This window comes from Streptomyces sp. NPDC038707, assembly GCF_040636485.1.
GTDB lineage: Bacteria > Actinomycetota > Actinomycetes > Streptomycetales > Streptomycetaceae > Streptomyces.
In genome coordinates this window covers 153,984-171,174 of record NZ_JBEZUP010000010.1, presented here as the reverse complement: position 1 = coordinate 171,174, position 17,191 = coordinate 153,984, and the positions used below count along the sequence as shown (strand labels likewise).

At 74.1% G+C, this 17,191-nt stretch carries 18 protein-coding genes and 1 tRNA gene; 16 read left to right on the top strand and 3 right to left on the bottom strand.

Features of this window, described 5'->3' with window-relative positions; all coding sequences use genetic code 11:
• Positions 1-206: 206 nt before the first annotated feature.
• The 3 genes from alr to tsaE all read left to right on the top strand — a co-directional run bounded on the left by alr (position 207) and on the right by tsaE (position 3,237).
• Positions 207-1,376: an alanine racemase gene (gene alr / locus AB0E62_RS16470; protein ID WP_362193242.1), complete on the top strand. Its 1,170-nt coding sequence runs from the start codon at positions 207-209 to the stop codon at positions 1,374-1,376.
• Positions 1,377-1,493: 117 nt separating this feature from the next.
• Entirely contained in the window at positions 1,494-2,759 is a 1,266-nt protein-coding gene (locus AB0E62_RS16465) for an alpha/beta hydrolase (protein ID WP_362193239.1), read from the top strand.
• Positions 2,719-3,237 (top strand): tRNA (adenosine(37)-N6)-threonylcarbamoyltransferase complex ATPase subunit type 1 TsaE, encoded by a 519-nt coding sequence (gene tsaE / locus AB0E62_RS16460; RefSeq protein WP_362193236.1) that lies wholly within the window; start codon positions 2,719-2,721, stop codon positions 3,235-3,237. The genes AB0E62_RS16465 and tsaE overlap by 41 nt, the downstream gene beginning before the upstream one ends.
• Positions 3,238-3,267: 30 nt before the next feature.
• On the opposite strand, the gene AB0E62_RS16455 is transcribed toward tsaE, so the two are convergent.
• The gene (locus tag AB0E62_RS16455; protein WP_362193233.1) at positions 3,268-3,825 is read right to left on the bottom strand and encodes a hypothetical protein; all 558 of its coding nucleotides are present in this window, start codon (positions 3,823-3,825) and stop codon (positions 3,268-3,270) included.
• 123 nt (positions 3,826-3,948) lie between these two features.
• Between AB0E62_RS16455 and tsaB the strand changes: the two genes are divergently transcribed.
• The 9 genes from tsaB to AB0E62_RS16410 all read left to right on the top strand — a co-directional run bounded on the left by tsaB (position 3,949) and on the right by AB0E62_RS16410 (position 10,891).
• Positions 3,949-4,605, top strand: a complete 657-nt coding sequence (gene tsaB / locus AB0E62_RS16450) for a tRNA (adenosine(37)-N6)-threonylcarbamoyltransferase complex dimerization subunit type 1 TsaB (protein ID WP_362193230.1) — start codon at positions 3,949-3,951, stop codon at positions 4,603-4,605.
• A 29-nt stretch (positions 4,606-4,634) separates the two neighbouring features.
• Entirely contained in the window at positions 4,635-5,135 is a 501-nt protein-coding gene (gene rimI / locus AB0E62_RS16445) for a ribosomal protein S18-alanine N-acetyltransferase (protein ID WP_362193484.1), read from the top strand.
• A complete protein-coding gene (gene tsaD, locus AB0E62_RS16440; protein WP_362193227.1) occupies positions 5,128-6,234 on the top strand; it encodes a tRNA (adenosine(37)-N6)-threonylcarbamoyltransferase complex transferase subunit TsaD in 1,107 nt (368 codons plus the stop codon). The genes rimI and tsaD overlap by 8 nt, the downstream gene beginning before the upstream one ends.
• On the top strand, positions 6,231-6,488 hold the full coding sequence (locus AB0E62_RS16435; RefSeq protein ID WP_362193224.1) for a hypothetical protein: 258 nt from the start codon (positions 6,231-6,233) through the stop codon (positions 6,486-6,488). The genes tsaD and AB0E62_RS16435 overlap by 4 nt, the downstream gene beginning before the upstream one ends.
• A 128-nt stretch (positions 6,489-6,616) precedes the next feature.
• Positions 6,617-6,689, top strand: a tRNA-Gly gene (locus AB0E62_RS16430).
• 154 nt (positions 6,690-6,843) lie between these two features.
• Positions 6,844-7,881 (top strand): LacI family DNA-binding transcriptional regulator, encoded by a 1,038-nt coding sequence (locus AB0E62_RS16425; RefSeq protein ID WP_362193221.1) that lies wholly within the window; start codon positions 6,844-6,846, stop codon positions 7,879-7,881.
• A 163-nt stretch (positions 7,882-8,044) separates the two neighbouring features.
• Entirely contained in the window at positions 8,045-9,100 is a 1,056-nt protein-coding gene (locus AB0E62_RS16420; RefSeq protein WP_362193218.1) for an LCP family protein, read from the top strand.
• A gap of 121 nt (positions 9,101-9,221) precedes the next feature.
• On the top strand, positions 9,222-9,578 hold the full coding sequence (locus tag AB0E62_RS16415; RefSeq protein WP_362193215.1) for a YciI family protein: 357 nt from the start codon (positions 9,222-9,224) through the stop codon (positions 9,576-9,578).
• Positions 9,579-9,619: 41 nt separating this feature from the next.
• Entirely contained in the window at positions 9,620-10,891 is a 1,272-nt protein-coding gene (locus AB0E62_RS16410) for an RNA polymerase sigma factor (protein WP_362193212.1), read from the top strand.
• Here the strand turns inward: AB0E62_RS16410 and AB0E62_RS16405 are convergent.
• On the bottom strand, positions 10,876-12,042 hold the full coding sequence (locus AB0E62_RS16405; RefSeq protein ID WP_362193209.1) for a methyltransferase domain-containing protein: 1,167 nt from the start codon (positions 12,040-12,042) through the stop codon (positions 10,876-10,878). The genes AB0E62_RS16410 and AB0E62_RS16405 overlap by 16 nt on opposite strands.
• A 90-nt stretch (positions 12,043-12,132) precedes the next feature.
• Here AB0E62_RS16405 and AB0E62_RS16400 point away from each other — a divergent pair, with 90 nt between their 5' ends.
• The 4 genes from AB0E62_RS16400 (at position 12,133) to groL (ending at position 16,189) form a co-directional block, all read left to right on the top strand.
• Complete coding sequence (locus tag AB0E62_RS16400) at positions 12,133-13,098, top strand: polysaccharide deacetylase family protein (RefSeq protein ID WP_362193206.1); 966 nt, start codon at positions 12,133-12,135, stop codon at positions 13,096-13,098.
• Positions 13,095-13,892 (top strand): polysaccharide deacetylase family protein, encoded by a 798-nt coding sequence (locus AB0E62_RS16395; RefSeq protein WP_362193203.1) that lies wholly within the window; start codon positions 13,095-13,097, stop codon positions 13,890-13,892. The genes AB0E62_RS16400 and AB0E62_RS16395 overlap by 4 nt, the downstream gene beginning before the upstream one ends.
• A 243-nt stretch (positions 13,893-14,135) precedes the next feature.
• Positions 14,136-14,444: a co-chaperone GroES gene (gene groES, locus AB0E62_RS16390; RefSeq protein ID WP_004955293.1), complete on the top strand. Its 309-nt coding sequence runs from the start codon at positions 14,136-14,138 to the stop codon at positions 14,442-14,444.
• A gap of 119 nt (positions 14,445-14,563) precedes the next feature.
• Entirely contained in the window at positions 14,564-16,189 is a 1,626-nt protein-coding gene (gene groL, locus AB0E62_RS16385; RefSeq protein WP_362193200.1) for a chaperonin GroEL, read from the top strand.
• 231 nt (positions 16,190-16,420) lie between these two features.
• Here groL and AB0E62_RS16380 read toward each other — a convergent pair whose 3' ends face one another.
• On the bottom strand, positions 16,421-17,128 hold the full coding sequence (locus AB0E62_RS16380) for an ester cyclase (protein WP_362193197.1): 708 nt from the start codon (positions 17,126-17,128) through the stop codon (positions 16,421-16,423).
• Positions 17,129-17,191: the final 63 nt, after the last annotated feature.

The window sequence follows — 17,191 nt, the reverse complement described above, 5'->3', positions numbered from 1 at the left end:
GCCACCCTCAGGGGGCCGTCCGCGCAGGACCCGGGGACGGGACCCCGCGGAGGGCGGGGACCGGCTGCGCGCCGGGTACAGGGTGCCCGCGGCCGGGCGCGCGGGGTCCGGGGCCTCGTCACCGCCGCCGCCGGTGGCCGTGCCGGCCGGGGCCGCGGGCCCGGGCGCCGGGGGCCGGCGGGGGGCTCTGAGAGACTGGGGGCGCGATGACTGAGACAGCACCTGAGCCGACCGCCGCCCTGCGCGCCCGCGCCGAGATCGATCTGGGCGCCCTGCGCGCCAATGTGCGCGCCCTGCGCGCCCGGGCGCAGAGCGCCGCCGTGATGGCCGTCGTCAAGTCCGACGCCTACGGCCACGGCGCGGTGCCGTGCGCCCGCGCCGCCCTCGCGGCCGGTGCCACCTGGCTCGGCACGGCCACCGCGGAGGAGGCCCTCGCACTGCGCGCCGCCGGGCTGTCCGGCCGCGTGCTGTGCTGGTTGTGGGTGCCGGGCGGCCCCTGGCGGGAGGCCGTCGAGGCCGACATCGACGTGTCGCTGAGCGGCATGTGGGCGCTGCGCGAGGTCACCGCCGCCGCCCGCGCGGCGGGCCGCCCCGCGCGCGTGCAGCTCAAGGCCGACACCGGGCTCGGCCGCAACGGCTGCCAGCCCGGCGCCGACTGGGCCGAGCTGGTCGGCGCCGCGCTGCGCGCCGAGGCCGAGGGTCTGGTCCGCGTCACCGGACTGTGGTCGCACTTCGCGTGCGCCGACGAGCCCGGGCACCCCTCCATCGCCGCCCAGCTCAACCGGTTCCGGGAGATGGTGGCGTACGCGGAGGAGCGGGGCGTACGGCCCGAGGTGCGGCACATCGCCAACTCGCCGGCCGCCCTCACCCTGCCCGAGACCCACTTCGACCTGGTCCGCACGGGCATCGCGATGTACGGCGTCTCGCCCAGCCCGGAGCTGGGCACCCCGGCGGACTTCGGGCTGCGCCCGGTGATGACGCTCAGCGCCTCGCTGGCCCTCGTCAAGCACACACCCGGCGGCCACGGCGTCAGCTACGGCCACCACTACGTCACCCCCGGCGAGACCACCCTCGGCCTGGTGCCGGTCGGTTACGCGGACGGCATCCCGCGGCACGCCTCGGGCACCGGGCCGGTGCTGGTCGGCGGCAAGTGGCGGACGGTCGCCGGGCGGGTCGCCATGGACCAGTTCGTGGTGGACCTCGGCGGGGACGAGCCCCCGGTGGGCACCGAGGCGGTGCTTTTCGGGCCGGGCGACCGGGGCGAGCCCACCGCCGAGGACTGGGCGCAGGCCTGCGGCACGATCGCGTACGAGATCGTCACCCGCATCGGCACCCGGGTTCCCCGCGTCCATGTGAACGAGCGGGAAGCCGGGTAACCCGTCCGGGAAGCGACGGCCGGCCCGGCCGGCGGGACCGCGTGCGGCACGCCGTCGTCCCGGCCCGGCGTCCGGCGGCACATCCGTTTCACCCGACCAGGCGAAGAGGAGCGGTACGTGAGCGAGAGCAGCGCGGAGACCGTGGCGGACGTCGTCGCCTCGGCCGCCGTCGCCTCCGCCGCGGGGGCGGCCGGGAGCTGGCGCAGGGCGACCGGCATCGCCGGTGCCGCGCTGGGCGTGCTCGCCGCCGGCGCGGCGGCCGGCGTCGCGGTGGAGCGGATGACGGTGGGGCGCGGGATGCGCCGCAAGGCCCGGCTGGCGCTGGACGCGGCCGGCCCGTACGGCACCCTGCGCGGCACCCCCGGCAAGGCGTACGCCGACGACGGCACCGAGCTGTACTACGAGGTCGACGAGGCCGAGCCCGACCACGGCCCGGACGTCTCCCCGCGCCGCCGCCGGCTGTTCGGCCGCAAGGCGCCCGCCCCGGTCACCGTGGTCTTCTGCCACGGCTACTGCCTCGGCCAGGACTCCTGGCACTTCCAGCGCGCAGCCCTGCGCGGGGTCGTCCGTACCGTGCACTGGGACCAGCGCAGCCACGGCCGCTCCGGGCGGGGCGTGGCCCAGACCCGGGACCGGGCGCCGGTCACCATCGACCAGCTGGGCCGGGACCTGAAGGCGGTGCTCGACGCCGCCGTCCCCGACGGACCGCTGGTGCTGGTCGGTCACTCGATGGGCGGGATGACGGTGATGGCGCTGGCCGCCCAGTACCCCGAGCTGATCCGGGACCGGGTGGTCGCCGCCGCCTTCGTGGGCTCGTCGTCCGGACGGCTCGGCGAGGTCAACTTCGGGCTCCCGGTGGCCGGCGTCAACGCGGTGCGCCGGATCCTGCCCGGGGTGCTCCGGGCGCTCGGCCAGCAGGCGGAGCTGGTGGAGAAGGGGCGCCGGGCCACCGCCGACCTGTTCGCCGGGATCATCAAGCGGTACTCGTTCGCGGGCCGGGACGTCGACCCGGCGGTGGAACGCTTCGCCGAGCGGATGATCGAGTCCACCCCGATCGACGTCGTCGCCGAGTTCTACCCGGCCTTCGCCGACCACGACAAGACGGAGGCGCTCGGCTGCTTCCGGGACGTGCCGGTGCTGGTGCTGGCCGGTGTGCAGGACCTGGTCACGCCCAGCGAGCACAGCGAGGCCATCGCCGACCTGCTGCCCGACGCCGAGCTGGTGCTCGTGCCGGACGCCGGGCACCTGGTGATGCTGGAGCACCCCGAGGTGGTCACCGACCGGCTCGCCGACCTGCTCACCCGCGCGGGCGCGGTGCCCGCAGGGGCTACCGTAAGTGGCTATGGAACGACCAGCAGCACCAGCAGCGCACGCGGCCGCTGAGACCCGGCTGACGATCACCTCCCCCGAGCGGATGCGGGAGCTGGGCCGACGGCTGGCCGGGCTGCTGCGCGCGGGCGACCTGGTGATGCTCAGCGGGGAGCTCGGCGCGGGCAAGACCACCCTGACCCGCGGGCTCGGCGAGGGGCTGGGCGTGCGCGGCGCGGTCACCTCGCCGACCTTCGTCATCGCCCGGGTGCACCCGTCCCTCGGCGACGGCCCGCCCCTCGTGCACGTCGACGCCTACCGCCTGGCCGGCGGGCTGGACGAGATGGAGGACCTGGACCTCGATGTCTCGCTGCCCGACTCGGTGATCGTGGTGGAGTGGGGCGAGGGCAAGGTCGAGGAGCTGACCGAGGACCGCCTCCAGATCACCATCCACCGCGCGGTCGGCGACACGACGGACGAGGTCCGGCACGTGACGCTGACCGGGCTGGGGGAGCGGTGGGCCGGGGCGGACCTGGAGACGCTGACGGGCTGAGCGCCCGCGGCCGGCCGACGGCACGGCGCGTCACCGGATCACCACCACCGGCACCCCGATGGTGGCGAACTGCCACAGCGCGTCGCCGTCCACGCGGCTCTCCCGGATGCCGCCCGTCTTCACGTTCGGGTCGGCCGCCAGGCCCGTCCCGCCGTTCACGGCCGCGCTGAACCCGATCACCACCCCGTCCACGCTGGTGAACCGCACCACGTGCTCGACGGGCAGGCCGTCGGTGCCGGTGGCCGTGCTGGAGCGGGAGGTGACCCAGTACGTGCCCGGCGCCGGGTCGACGCTGCCCGGCCGGACCGTGAAGGTGCGCCGTACCCGGTCGCCGGGGGCGACCAGCCAGACCCGGTCGTCGTCCACCGAGTAGACCACCCGTTCACCCGAACCGGAGCCGCCCGGCAGGGCGGTCGGGTGCTGCCGGTCCCGGGGCGCCTTGGCCTTCGCCGCCGCGGACGCGCTCGCGGCCGGCCCGTCGCGCAGCGCGGCCGGCACGGTCGCCTCGGCCCGGAGCGCCAGGAAACCGACCGTTCCCAGGGCCGCCGCGGTGAGGCCGGCCACGATCGCCGAGCTGGTCCCTGCCACCTGCGCCCACCTCTGCTTCGAGTCCGTTTAGGGCTGAATGTCGTATTCGTGCAGACCGTAGCAGCCGGTGGCCGTTCGTCCCGGGCGGCCGTGCGCGAGCCGCGGGCGCCGTAGGCTGTTCGCGTGCTCTTGCTCGCTCTGGATACCGCCACCCCCGCCGTCACCGTCGCGCTGCACGACGGCACGGACGTCATCGCCTCGTCGAGCCAGGTGGACGCGCGCCGGCACGGAGAGCTGCTGCTGCCGGCCGTCGACCGGGTCCTCACCGAGGCCGGACTGAAGCTGGAGGCCGTCACCGGCATCGTCGTCGGCACCGGGCCCGGCCCCTACACCGGCCTGCGCGTCGGCCTGATGACCGCGGACACCTTCGGCCTCGCGCTCGGCGTCCCGGTGTACGGCGTGTGCACGCTGGACGGCCTCGCCTACGCCGCCGACATCGAGAAGGGCCCCTTCGTCGTGGCGACCGACGCCCGGCGCAAGGAGGTCTACTGGGCGACGTACGCCGACTCCCGCACCCGGCTGACCGGCCCGGCCGTGGACCGCCCCGCCGACATCGCCGAGCGGGTCGCGGGCCTCCCCGCGGTGGGCGCTGGCGCGCTGCTCTACCCGGACACGTTCCCGAGCGCCCACGAGCCCGAGCACGTGTCCGCCGCCGCGCTCGCCTCGCTCGCCGCCGAGCGGCTGGCCGCGGGCGGGGAACTGCCCGCGCCCCGGCCGCTGTACCTGCGCCGCCCGGACGCCCAGGTCCCCAAGAACTACAAGGTGGTCACCCCCAAGTGACACAGCCGGAACCTCCCCGACTGCGCGAGATGCGCTGGTGGGACATCGACCCGGTCCTGGAGCTGGAACGGGACCTGTTCCCCGAGGACGCCTGGTCCCGGGGGATGTTCTGGTCCGAGCTGGCCCACGCCCGGGGCCCCGAGTCCACCCGGTGCTACCTCGTCGCCGAGTCCGCCGACGGTCACATCGTCGGGTACGGCGGCCTGGCCGCGGCCGGTGACGTGGGCGACGTCCAGACCATCGCCGTCGCCCGCGACCACCAGGGCACCGGCCTCGGCGCCCGCCTGCTGGCGGAGCTGCTGCGCGCGGCGACCGCGTTCGAGTGCCCCGACGTGATGCTCGAGTGCCGGGTCGACAACGTCCGCGCCCAGAAGCTCTACGAACGCTTCGGCTTCGTCCCCGTCGGCTTCCGGCGCGGCTACTACCAGCCCGGGAACGTGGACGCCCTGGTGATGCGCCTGACCACCGGATCCGACAGCGGCACCGCCGCCGGGTCCGACCCCGTACAAGGAACCGAGAGCAATGACTGACTCACGCGACGAGCCTCTCGTACTCGGCATCGAGACCTCCTGCGACGAGACCGGCGTCGGCATCGTCCGCGGCACCACCCTGCTGGCGGACGCCGTCGCCTCGAGCGTGGACGAGCACGCCCGCTTCGGCGGTGTCGTACCGGAGGTGGCGTCCCGGGCCCACCTCGAGGCGATGGTGCCCACCATCGACCGCGCGCTGAAGGAGGCGGGGGTCAGCCCCAAGGACCTGGACGGCATCGCGGTCACCGCGGGCCCCGGCCTCGCGGGCGCCCTGCTCGTCGGCGTCTCGGCGGCCAAGGCGTACGCCTACGCCCTCGGCAAGCCCCTGTACGGCGTCAACCACCTCGCCTCCCACATCTGCGTGGACCAGCTGGAGCACGGCCCGCTGCCCGAGCCGACGATGGCCCTGCTGGTCTCCGGCGGCCACTCCTCCCTGCTGCTGTCCGCGGACATCACCTCCGACGTGCGCCCGATGGGCGCCACCATCGACGACGCGGCCGGCGAGGCGTTCGACAAGATCGCCCGCGTGCTCAACCTCGGCTTCCCCGGCGGCCCGGTCATCGACCGCTACGCCAAGGAGGGCGACCCGGGGGCCATCGCCTTCCCGCGCGGCCTGACCGGCCCCCGCGACCCGGCGTACGACTTCTCCTTCTCCGGCCTGAAGACCGCCGTGGCCCGCTGGATCGAGGCCAGGCGCGCGGCCGGCGAGGAGGTCCCGGTGCGTGACGTCGCCGCCTCCTTCCAGGAGGCCGTGGCCGACGTGCTGACCCGCAAGGCCGTCCGCGCCTGCAAGGACGAGGGCGTGGACCACCTGATGATCGGCGGCGGGGTCGCGGCCAACTCCCGGCTGCGCGCCCTCGCCCAGGAGCGCTGCGAGGCGGCCGGCATCCGGCTGCGCGTGCCGCGCCCCAAGCTGTGCACGGACAACGGCGCGATGGTGGCCGCGCTGGGCGCCGAGATGGTCGCCCGCAACCGGGCCGCCTCCGCCTGGGACCTGTCGGCCGACTCCTCCCTGCCGGTGACCGACCCGCACGTGCCCGGCCACGCCCACGACCACGACCACGTGCACGAGATCAGCAAGGAGAACCTGTACTCGTGACCGTCGCTCTGATGTGGGAGGCGCGGGCGGCCGAGGGGCGGGGCGCGGACCTGCTCGCCTGGGCCCGCGCCCAGCGGCTGGCCGAGGAGCCGCTGCGCCGGGAGACCTTCCGCGCGCCGCAGGACCGGGTGCTGGTCGTCACCTGGTGGGACGCGCCCTACGACACCCCGCTGCCGGAGCTGCCCGAGCCGGACCCGGAACTGGTGACCCGCGCTCCGCACCGGTGGCGGTTCGAGTCGGTGGCGGACGACTGAGGCCACCCCGGTGGCGTGAGGCCGCTGAGGTTGGTGAGTCCACCGGGGCGGATGAGGTTGCGGTGCCACCCCCTCGCTGCGTATGATCATCACACAGCGAACGGCCGGAACACCGGCCCGAAGCCAGTGCGTTGGTGGTCCAAGGAAAGACGCCCCGCTTCCTGCGGGGAGATGCAGGTGCAAGGCCTGCCCGGCGCTCCACTCGACACCCCGCCCCCGGGTCACCGGAGGCGGGGTGTTCGCGTTGTACCGACAGCGCTCGTCGAATGTTTCGTAATCCGCTCCGAATGTTCCGGAGTCCTGTTGCGGTGCACGATTCTTCGCCCCCTGCTCCCGCGCGGCTACGATCGCCGGTATGAAGCCTCCGAAGCCCGCAGAGACACAGACGGCGACCCTCGCCGAGATCGCCCGGGAGGCCGGGGTCTCCGCTCCGACTGTTTCGAAGGTCCTCAACGGCCGCGCCGACGTCGCCCCGGCGACCCGCGCCCGGGTCGAGGAACTGCTGCGCGCCTACGGCTACCGGCGCCGGCGCGCCGAGGCGTCCCGTTCGCCGCTGATCGACCTCGTCTTCCACGAACTGGAGAGCGCCTGGGCGCTGGAGGTCATCCGGGGCGTGGAGAACGTGGCCAGGGACGCCGGGCTGAGCGTGGTGCTGTCCGAGTCGGCCGGCCGGCTCACCCCCGGCCGGACCTGGGCCGACCAGGTCGCCGCCCGCCGGCCGCACGGCGTCGTGCTGGTGCTGTCCGGCCTCGACGAGTCCCAGCGGGCCCTGCTGACCAGCCGTTCCATCCCGTTCGTGGTGATGGACCCGGCCGGCGACCCGGGCCCGGACGTGCCCTCCATCGGCGCCACCAACTGGCAGGGCGGACTGGCCGCCACCCGGCACCTGGTGGAACTCGGCCACACCCGGATCGGCGCCATCAGCGGCCCGTCGCGGATGATGGGCAGCCGCGCCCGGATGGACGGCTACCGGGCGGCGCTGGAGACGGCCGGACTGCCCGTGGACCCCTCGCTGGTGCTGACCGGCGACTTCCACCACGACGCCGGTTACCGCCTGGGCCTGGAGCTGCTGCGCCGCCCGGACCGGCCCACCGCCGTCTTCGCGGGCAACGACCTCCAGGCCCTCGGTCTGTACGAGGCCGCCCGTGAACTGGGCCTGCGCGTCCCGGAGGACCTCAGCGTGGTCGGCTTCGACGATCTGCCGGTGGCCCGCTGGGTGGGCCCGCCGCTGACCACCGTTCGGCAGCCGCTGACCGAGATGGCCGAGGCGGCGGCCCGGCTGGTGCTGGAGCTGGGGCGGGCCGAGGACGACCGTACGGCGACCCGGGTGGAACTGGCGACGAGCCTGGTGGTGCGCTCCAGCACGGCCGCTCCGGCGCCGGCCGGAAGCTGACACACCGACGGGCGGGACACGCTCCGGCATACGAGAGGTCAGCGGCCGAAACTTTCGGGTGGGCACCCGCTCCAGACGGCCGCTGGATGAGAATTGCGCAAGAAAAACGGCTGCCGCCGAATGGCCTAACGGCCCGTTCATCATTCGGACTTATGTTCCTGTCGTGACGCGACACGAGGAGCGGGGCGACGCGGGCAGACGGACGGGCCGGCGGCCGGGGGCGCTCAGGATCGCCGGCCTGACCCTGACGGGCGCCCTGGTGCTGGCCGTGGCGGCGGCGGGCTGGGTGTACTGGCATCTGAACCACAACATCACCAGCGTCGACATCGACAGCGCGCTCGGCGACGACCGGCCCGCCCGGGCGGTGCTCACGCCCGGCCCGACCGCCTCGGCCGGCGCCTCCCCGGTGCCCACCGGCTCGCTGAACATCCTGGTCCTCGGCTCGGACTCGCGCAGCGGCGCGGCCAACCGGGAACTGGGCGGCGGGGACAGCGACGGGGCCCGGTCCGACACGGCGATGGTCGTCCACCTGGACGCGGGCCGGACGGCGGCGACCGTGGTCAGCATCCCGCGCGACACGCTCGTCACCCGGCCGTCCTGCCCGCTCGACTCCGGCGGCACCTCGGCACCGGCGTACGGGGCGATGTTCAACAGCGCCTACGCGGTGGGCGGTCCGGTGTGCGCGGTGAAGACCGTGGAGACCCTCACCGGCGTCCGCATGGACCACTACCTCGAGATCGACTTCTCCGGCTTCGCCCGGCTGGTCGACGCGCTCGGCGGGGTGGACGTCACCACCGACCAGGACATCGACGACGACCAGAGCCACCTCCACCTCGCGGCCGGCACCCACCATCTCGACGGCACGCGGGCCCTCGCCCTCGCCCGCACCCGCCACGGCATCGGCGACGGCAGCGACCTGGGCCGCATCGGGCTCCAGCAGAAGCTGGTCAAGGCCCTGCTGGAGCGGATCTCCGACGCCGGACTGCTCACCGACCCGGCCCGGCTGTACCAGGTCGCCGACGCCGCCACCGCGGGCCTGACCACCGACACCGGCCTGGACTCCCTGGGCGAGCTGACGGGCCTCGCCCGCAGCCTGGACGGGCTGACCGCCGACCGGGTGACGACGGTGACGATGCCGGTCGTCACGGCTCCCGACGACGCCAACCGGGTGATCCCCGAGGAACCCCGGGCGGGCGACCTCTGGGCCTCCCTGCGCTGAGCTTCGCCGGAAAAAAAATCAACCCGGATTTTTTCGGGGCGCGTGTCGATCCGGGCGTCTCCCGTTCGACGTACAGGTGAGCGGCGGGGAACGGCCCCGCCGCCCGACCGAGGGAGACACCATGCCCCGTTACCTGTCGCTCGTGCGCTTCGACGAGTCCACCGCGCCCGCCGGCGGTCCCAGCGCGGAACTGCAGCAGCGGATGGGCGAGCTGATCGAGGAGATCACCAAGGCCGGCGTCCTGCTCGACACCGCCGGGCTGACCCCGGCCGCGCGGGCCGCCCGGGTGGAGTGGGACGGCGAGCGGGCCACCGTCACCGACGGGCCGTTCACCGAGTCCAAGGAGGTCGTCGGCGGCTACGCGCTCATGCAGTGCAAGGACCGCGCCGAGGCCCTGGAGTGGACCCGGCGCTTCCTGGCCGTGCACGGCCCCGAGTGGCGGATCTCCTGCGAGCTGCGGGAGATCGCCGAGGCCTGAGCCGGTTGGCCGGAGACCGTCCACGGTGTTGCATGTGGGCTGTGGAACCACAGCCCACGGCAGCCCAGCCGACCCCCGCCCAGGCCATCGAGACCGTCTTCCGGCTTCAGGCGCCGCGCGTGATCGCCGGCGTCGCGCGGATCGTGCGGGACGTCGGGATCGCCGAGGAACTGGCGCAGGACGCGCTGGTCGCCGCCCTGGAGCGGTGGCCCCGTGACGGGGTGCCCGACAACCCCGGCGCCTGGCTGCTGGCCACCGCCCGGCACCGGGCCGTCGACCTGGTCCGGCGCCGTGAGGTCTACGCCCGCAAACTCGCCGAGATCGGCCGGGACCTGGAGACCACGGCGCCCCCCGAGGAGCCCGCCGACCCGGACGGCATCGACGACGACCTGCTGCGGCTGGTCTTCACCGCCTGCCACCCGGTGCTGTCGCCGCAGGCCCGCACCGCGCTCACCCTGCGCCTGCTCGGCGGCCTGACCACGGCCGAGATCGCCCGCGCCGTCCTGGTGCCGGAGGCGACGGTGGCCCAGAGGATCGTCCGCGCCAAGCGCACCCTCGCGGCGAGGAACGTCGCCTTCGAGGTGCCGTACGGACCCGACCGCGAGGCCCGCCTCGGCTCCGTCCTGGACGTCATCTACCTGATCTTCAACGAGGGGTACGCGGCCACCGCCGGCGACGACTGGCTGCGCCCCGGCCTGTGCGAGGACGCCCTGCGGCTGGCCCGGGTGCTGTCCGGGCTGATGCCCGGGGAGCCCGAGGTGCACGGCCTGGCCGCGCTGCTGGAGTTCCAGGCGTCCCGCGCCCCCGCCCGCACCGCCCCCGACGGCACACCGGTGCTGCTGAAGGACCAGGACCGCGGCCGCTGGAACCGCATGCTCATCGCGCGCGGGGTGCGGGCCCTGGAGCGCGCCGGAGCCACCGCGGCGGGCCCGCCGGGCCCGTACGCCCTCCAGGCGGCCATCGCCGCCTGCCACGCGCGCGCGTACACCTACGAGGAGACCGACTGGCGGGCCATCGCCGCCCTGTACGGCCTGCTGGCCGCCCGCGCGCCGTCCCCGGTGGTCGAGCTGAACCGCGCGGTCGCCGTCTCGATGGCCGACGGTCCCCAGCGGGGCCTGGAACTGGTGGACGCGCTGGCCGCCGAGCCCGCGCTGCGCGGCTACCACCTGCTGCCCAGCGTCCGCGGCGACCTGCTGTCCCGGCTGGGGCGCACCGCCGAGGCCCGCGAGGAGTTCCGCCGGGCGGCGGAGCTGACCCGCAACGAGCGGGAACGCGCGCTGCTGCGGCGCCGGGCGGATCAGCCCAGCGGCTGACCGATCAGCATCGTCGGCGCCCCCGCCACGCGGGTGAGGAAGACGGTGGCCGCGTTCGGCCCCTGCGGCCGTACCTTGCGGCGCAGTTCCTCCGGCTCGACGGCCGAGCCGCGCTTCTTCACGGTCAGCGTGCCGACCCCGCGCTCGCGCAGCAGGGCCTTCAGCCGCTTGACGTTGAAGGGCAGCTGGTCGGTGATCTCGTAACCGGTGGCGTACGGCGTGGGCCGCGGTTCGTCGGCGGTGACGTAGGCGATGGTCGCGTCCAGCAGCCCGCCGCCGACCTCCTCGGCCACCTCGGCGACCAGGTGCGCGCGGATGACCGCGCCGTCCGGCTCGTACAGGTACCGCCCCACCGGCCGCACCGCCGGGTCGGGCAGGCCCCGGCCGGGCAGCGTGCGCGGGCCCGGCAGCAGCGTGGCCCGTACGGCACCCGGCGCCCCGGTCCCGAACCACAGCACCGCTTCCTTCACGTCCCCGCCGTCCGAGATCCACTCGGCCTCGGCCTCCGCCGGGACGATCTCGTGCGGAATGCCGGGCGCGATCTTCAGTGCCGCGAGGGACGCCCGGCGGGCCGCCCGGACCGCCCAGGACAGCGGCGGCGAGTACGCCTCCGGGTCGAACACCCGGCCGCGCCCGCCGCGCCGGGCCGGGTCCGCGAACACCGCGTCGTACCCGGTGGTGTCCACCTCCGTCACATCGGCCTCGCGCACCTCGATCAGCTCGGCCAGGCCCAGCGCCTCGGCGTTGGCGCGGGCCGCCGCCGCGGTCAGCGGGTCGCGGTCCACGGCCAGCACCCGGATCCCGGCCCGCGCCAGCGCGACCGCGTCCCCGCCGATGCCGCAGCACAGGTCGGCCACGGAGGTCACGCCCAGCTCAGCGAGCCGCCGCGCCCGGTACGCCGCCACGCTCGCCCGGGTGGACTGCTCGACCCCGTTCGGGGTGAAGAACATCCGGCCGGCGTCCGCGGCCCCGAACTTCGCCGCCGCCCGCTGCCGCAGCCGGGCCTGGCCCAGCGCGGCCGAGACCAGTTCGGCCGGGTGGTCGCGGCGCAGCCGGGTGGCCACCGCGAGTTCCCGCGCGGGCTCGGTGTCGCGCACCTCGTCGAGGAGGGCGCGGCCTTCGGGGGTGAGGAGCAGAGCGAGGTCGTTCACCGGCTCATTGTGGGCCAGTCGGTGGATGGTGCGCCCGCGGCGGCGGTGTCGGCCGGGGGAGCGGGCCGGGGCCTGGGAGGATCCGGCACCATGCGAGCAGTAGTACAAAATGACAAAAGTCGGGCACGGGTCGCGCAGGCGGACGGCGAGGGTCGGGCACGGGTCGTGCGGACGGACGGCAAGAGCCGGGCACGAGTCGCGAAGACGGCCGCGGCCGCCACCGCCCTCGCACTGGCCGCCCTCCTGTCCGGCTGCGCCGGCGACCCCGCCCCGGCCCCGGCGCAGGGCGGCCCCGCCCACCCCCTGGACCCCCGCGCCCGCGAGGCCGCCGAACACGCCCGGCTGGCCGCCGCCGCCCGGCGCTGGGGCCTGGACCGGGCCCCGCTCACCCCGCCGGCCCCGCCCGCCGGCAAACCCCGGATCACGCCCCGGGACGGCTTCGAGGTGGACGGCCAGGAGGAGGAGAACCTCCCCCCGGTCTTCACCACCGTCCCCACCCGGCAGAAGGTCGTCTTCCTCACCATCGACGACGGCGCCGAGAAGGACCCGGCGTTCCTGCGCATGATGAGCGAGCTGAAGGTGCCGTACACCGCGTTCCTCAGCAACTACGTCATCGAGGACGACTACGGCTACTTCCGCCGGATGCAGGCCCAGGGCGTCACCCTCAACAACCACACCCTCACCCACCCCTACCTCCCCGGACTGTCCTACGAGGAGCAGCGCGACGAGATCTGCGGCATGCAGACCGTCATGAAGAAGCAGTTCGGCAAGGCGCCCACCGTCTTCCGGCCGCCGTACGGCAACTACAACGGCGACACCCTGCGCGCCGCCAAGGAGTGCGGCATCAAGTACGCGCCCATCTGGGACGAGGAGGTCTTCGTCGACCACTGGGAGTACCGCGACTGGGACCGCCGGCTGCACCCCGGCGACATCGTCCTCACCCACTTCCGCGGCCGGGACGACTGGAACGGCACGATGGTGGACGACATGCGGCGCTTCCTGGACAAGGTCACGCGCGAGGGCTACGCCGTCGCCCGCCTGGAGGACTACCTGTGAGGCGCCTGCGGGGCCCCGCCGCGGTCCTCGCCTCGGCCCTGCTCCTGGCGGGCTGCGCCCAGTCCGTCGACCCCATCGAACGCCTCGGCAAGAAGGCCGCCGCAGGGGTGCGCCCGCACGCCACCGGCCCCGGCCGGGCCTACCGGCACTGGGGCCTGACCCGCCCGCTCGCCCGCTCCCCGGTCCGCGACGCCCGCCCGCTCGCCCTGCACCGGGCCACCCCCGCCCCGCCCCCGGTGATCGACCACGTCCCCACCCGCGACCCGGTCGTCTTCCTCACCTACGACGACGGCGCCGAACGCGACCCCCGCTTCGCCGACATGGTCCGCGACCTGCGCCTCCCGGTCACCCTGTTCCTCACCGACGGCGCCGCCGCCCCCGGCTGGCGCCACTACGCCCGCCTGCGCGCCCTCGGCGCCGGCATCGGGAACCGCGCCGTCGGCCCCCGCGCCCCGGCCGGACTGCCGTACGCCGGCCAGCGCGCCCAGATCTGCGGCCAGCAGGACCGGCTGCGCACCCGCCTGGGCGTCCGCCCCCGCCTGTTCCGCCCGCCCCACGGCTCCTACGACCCCACCACCCTGCGCGCCGCGGCCGACTGCGGCATCTCCGCGGTCGTCCTGTGGCGCACCGCCCTCACCCCGGCCGGCCTCACCCGCGGCCTCGCCCCCGGCGACATCGTCCTCGTGGACTCCGGCGAGCCGGCGGACGTCCCGTTGCGCGAACGCACGGCACGGGTCCTCAGGGCGGCCCAGGCGCGGCGCCTGACGGTGGCCCGCCTGGAGGACTACCTCTAGGAGAGCCGGCTCCCCGGGCCCCCGGTCAACGCCACGACGGCCGATTCACCGCCGACGCGCCGCACGGCATTGGCACTCCGCTTGACCGAGTGCTAATCACGGTCATAGTCTCAGGTCTGGCACTCCGCAGGTGAGAGTGCCAACAAACGCGACGGGCAGGTCCGGCACCCGCGACGACGGATCGACCTGGTCGCCACCTCAGACAGTTAACCCCGTGAGATCTCCGAAGGGGGAGGTCGGATCGTGACGACCGCCAGCTCCAAGGTTGCCATCAAGCCGCTCGAGGACCGCATCGTGGTCCAGCCGCTGGACGCCGAGCAGACCACGGCCTCTGGCCTGGTCATCCCGGACACCGCGAAGGAGAAGCCCCAGGAGGGCGCCGTCCTCGCCGTGGGCCCGGGCCGGTTCGAGAACGGTGAGCGCCTTCCGCTCGACGTCAAGGTCGGCGACGTCGTCCTCTACAGCAAGTACGGCGGCACCGAGGTGAAGTACAACGGCGACGAGTACCTCGTCCTCTCGGCTCGCGACGTGCTCGCGATCATCGAGAAGTAATCACCTCAAGCGACTCTCTGCTTGAAGCTGCGCCCCTGGCCCCCGCGAATCGACAAGAAGCCGGGCGCCCGGGGCGCGGCGTTTTTCACCCACAGATTTCCGAGAGGGCTCCCGCTGCCATGGCGAAGATCCTGAAGTTCGACGAGGACGCCCGTCGCGCCCTTGAGCGCGGCGTCAACAAGCTTGCCGACACGGTCAAGGTGACGATCGGCCCCCGCGGCCGCAACGTCGTCATCGACAAGAAGTTCGGCGCCCCCACCATCACCAACGACGGTGTCACGATCGCCCGTGAGGTGGAGATCGAGGACCCGTACGAGAACCTCGGCGCCCAGCTGGTGAAGGAGGTGGCGACCAAGACCAACGACATCGCGGGTGACGGCACCACCACCGCCACCGTGCTCGCCCAGGCGCTGGTCCGCGAGGGCCTGAAGAACGTCGCCGCCGGTGCCTCCCCGGCCGCCCTGAAGAAGGGCATCGACGCCGCCGTCAAGGCCGTCTCCGAGGACCTGCTCGCCACCGCGCGCCCGATCGACGAGAAGTCCGACATCGCCGCCGTCGCCGCGCTGTCCGCCCAGGACCAGCAGGTCGGCGAGCTGATCGCCGAGGCGATGGACAAGGTCGGCAAGGACGGTGTCATCACCGTCGAGGAGTCCAACACCTTCGGTCTGGAGCTGGACTTCACCGAGGGCATGGCCTTCGACAAGGGCTACCTGTCGCCGTACTTCGTGACGGACCAGGAGCGCATGGAGGCCGTCCTCGACGAGCCGTACATCCTCATCACGCAGGGCAAGATCTCCGCCATCACGGACCTCCTGCCGCTGCTGGAGAAGGTCATCCAGGCCGGCTCCTCCAAGCCGCTGCTGATCATCGCCGAGGACGTCGAGGGCGAGGCCCTGTCGACCCTGGTCGTCAACAAGATCCGCGGCACCTTCAACGCCGTCGCGGTGAAGGCCCCCGGCTTCGGCGACCGCCGCAAGGCGATGCTCCAGGACATGGCCGTCCTCACCGGCGCCACCGTCATCTCCGAGGAGGTCGGCCTCAAGCTCGACCAGGTCGGCCTGGACGTGCTCGGCTCCGCCCGCCGTGTCACCGTCACCAAGGACGACACCACGATCGTCGACGGCGCCGGCAAGTCCGAGGACGTGCAGGGCCGCGTCGCCCAGATCAAGGCCGAGATCGAGAACACCGACTCCGACTGGGACCGCGAGAAGCTCCAGGAGCGCCTCGCGAAGCTGGCCGGCGGCGTGTGCGTGATCAAGGTCGGCGCCGCCACCGAGGTGGAGCTGAAGGAGAAGAAGCACCGTCTGGAGGACGCCATCTCCGCGACCCGCGCCGCGGTCGAGGAGGGCATCGTCTCCGGTGGTGGCTCCGCTCTGGTCCACGCCTCCAAGGTCCTCGAGGGCAACCTCGACAAGACCGGCGACGAGGCCACCGGTGTCGCCGTGGTCCGCAACGCCGTGGTCGAGCCGCTGCGCTGGATCGGCGAGAACGCCGGCCAGGAGGGCTACGTCATCGTGTCCAAGGTCAAGGACCTGGACAAGGGCCAGGGCTACAACGCCGCCACCGGCGAGTACGGCGACCTGATCAAGGCCGGCGTCATCGACCCGGTCAAGGTCACCCGCTCCGCCCTGGAGAACGCCGCCTCCATCGCCTCCCTGCTGCTCACGACCGAGACCCTGGTCGTCGAGAAGAAGGAAGAAGAGGAGCCGGCCGCCGCGGGCCACAGCCACGGCCACGCCCACTGAGGCAAGCGCTGAGCTGAACCACGCCACGGTGCCCGGTGTCCCCGCGGGGGGACACCGGGCACCGTGCGTCGCACCGGCCGGGCCGGACACCCGGCACACCGGACGGCCTTCCTGTCCCACGCGCCCGCCGGGCCCCCCGCCGGCTGGAACCTGGACCCGGCCGCACCCGGCGCCGCCCTCGAAGCCGCGTTTCCGCAGGCGCGGTACGAGACCCGGCAGGGAACGTGTTCCTCACCGCTCCAGCTCGTCCAGCGCCCCCAGCTGCTGCATCAGCCCCAGCTGGTCGTGCTGCCACCACAGCTCGGTGATCTTCCCGGCCGCGCCGAACCGGAACAGCGTCATCCCGGTCATGCTGACCCGGCGGCCGGTGGGCGCGATGCCGAGGAAGTCGCCCCGGTGCGTGCCGCGCCAGGACCAGCGGGCACAGGCCCGGTCGCCGTCGGCGAGCACGTCCTCGACCGTGAACGCGAAGTCGAAGGCGGCCCGCCACATCCGGAACTCGGCGCGCGCGTGGTCCAGCCCGATGGTGTCCTGCGGGTTCATCGGATCGCGGCTGTGCACGTCCTCGTCCAGCAGGTCGTTCAGCGGCGGCAGCCCGCCCGCCGCGCCCAGCGCCGCGAAGAACCGGCGTACGGCACGCTCCGACAGCCGCTCGTCCCGTACGACGTCCAGAGCGGTGAACGTCGGCCGCTCCTCGCACAGCGCGGCCAGGTCCCCGAAGATCCGCTCCGTCTCCGGGAGGTCCGAGTTCCGCATCGCCTCCTCGTACGAGGGGAACTCCACCACCTCCACCACGTGCGACGCGTCCGCGCGGTCCCGGCCGACCACCGCGTGCGTCGCCGTCCGTCTCCCGTGCGCGTGCCGGAGCCAGTCGTCCAGCAGCCGGTTCATCTCGTCCAGCCGGCTCGTCCTGCACTCGATGAGCTGTACGAAGGTCATGGCACCGCCTCCGGCCCCTGGTCCGGCAACCGTCCCGCCCATTTTCCCACCGGGACGGCGGCG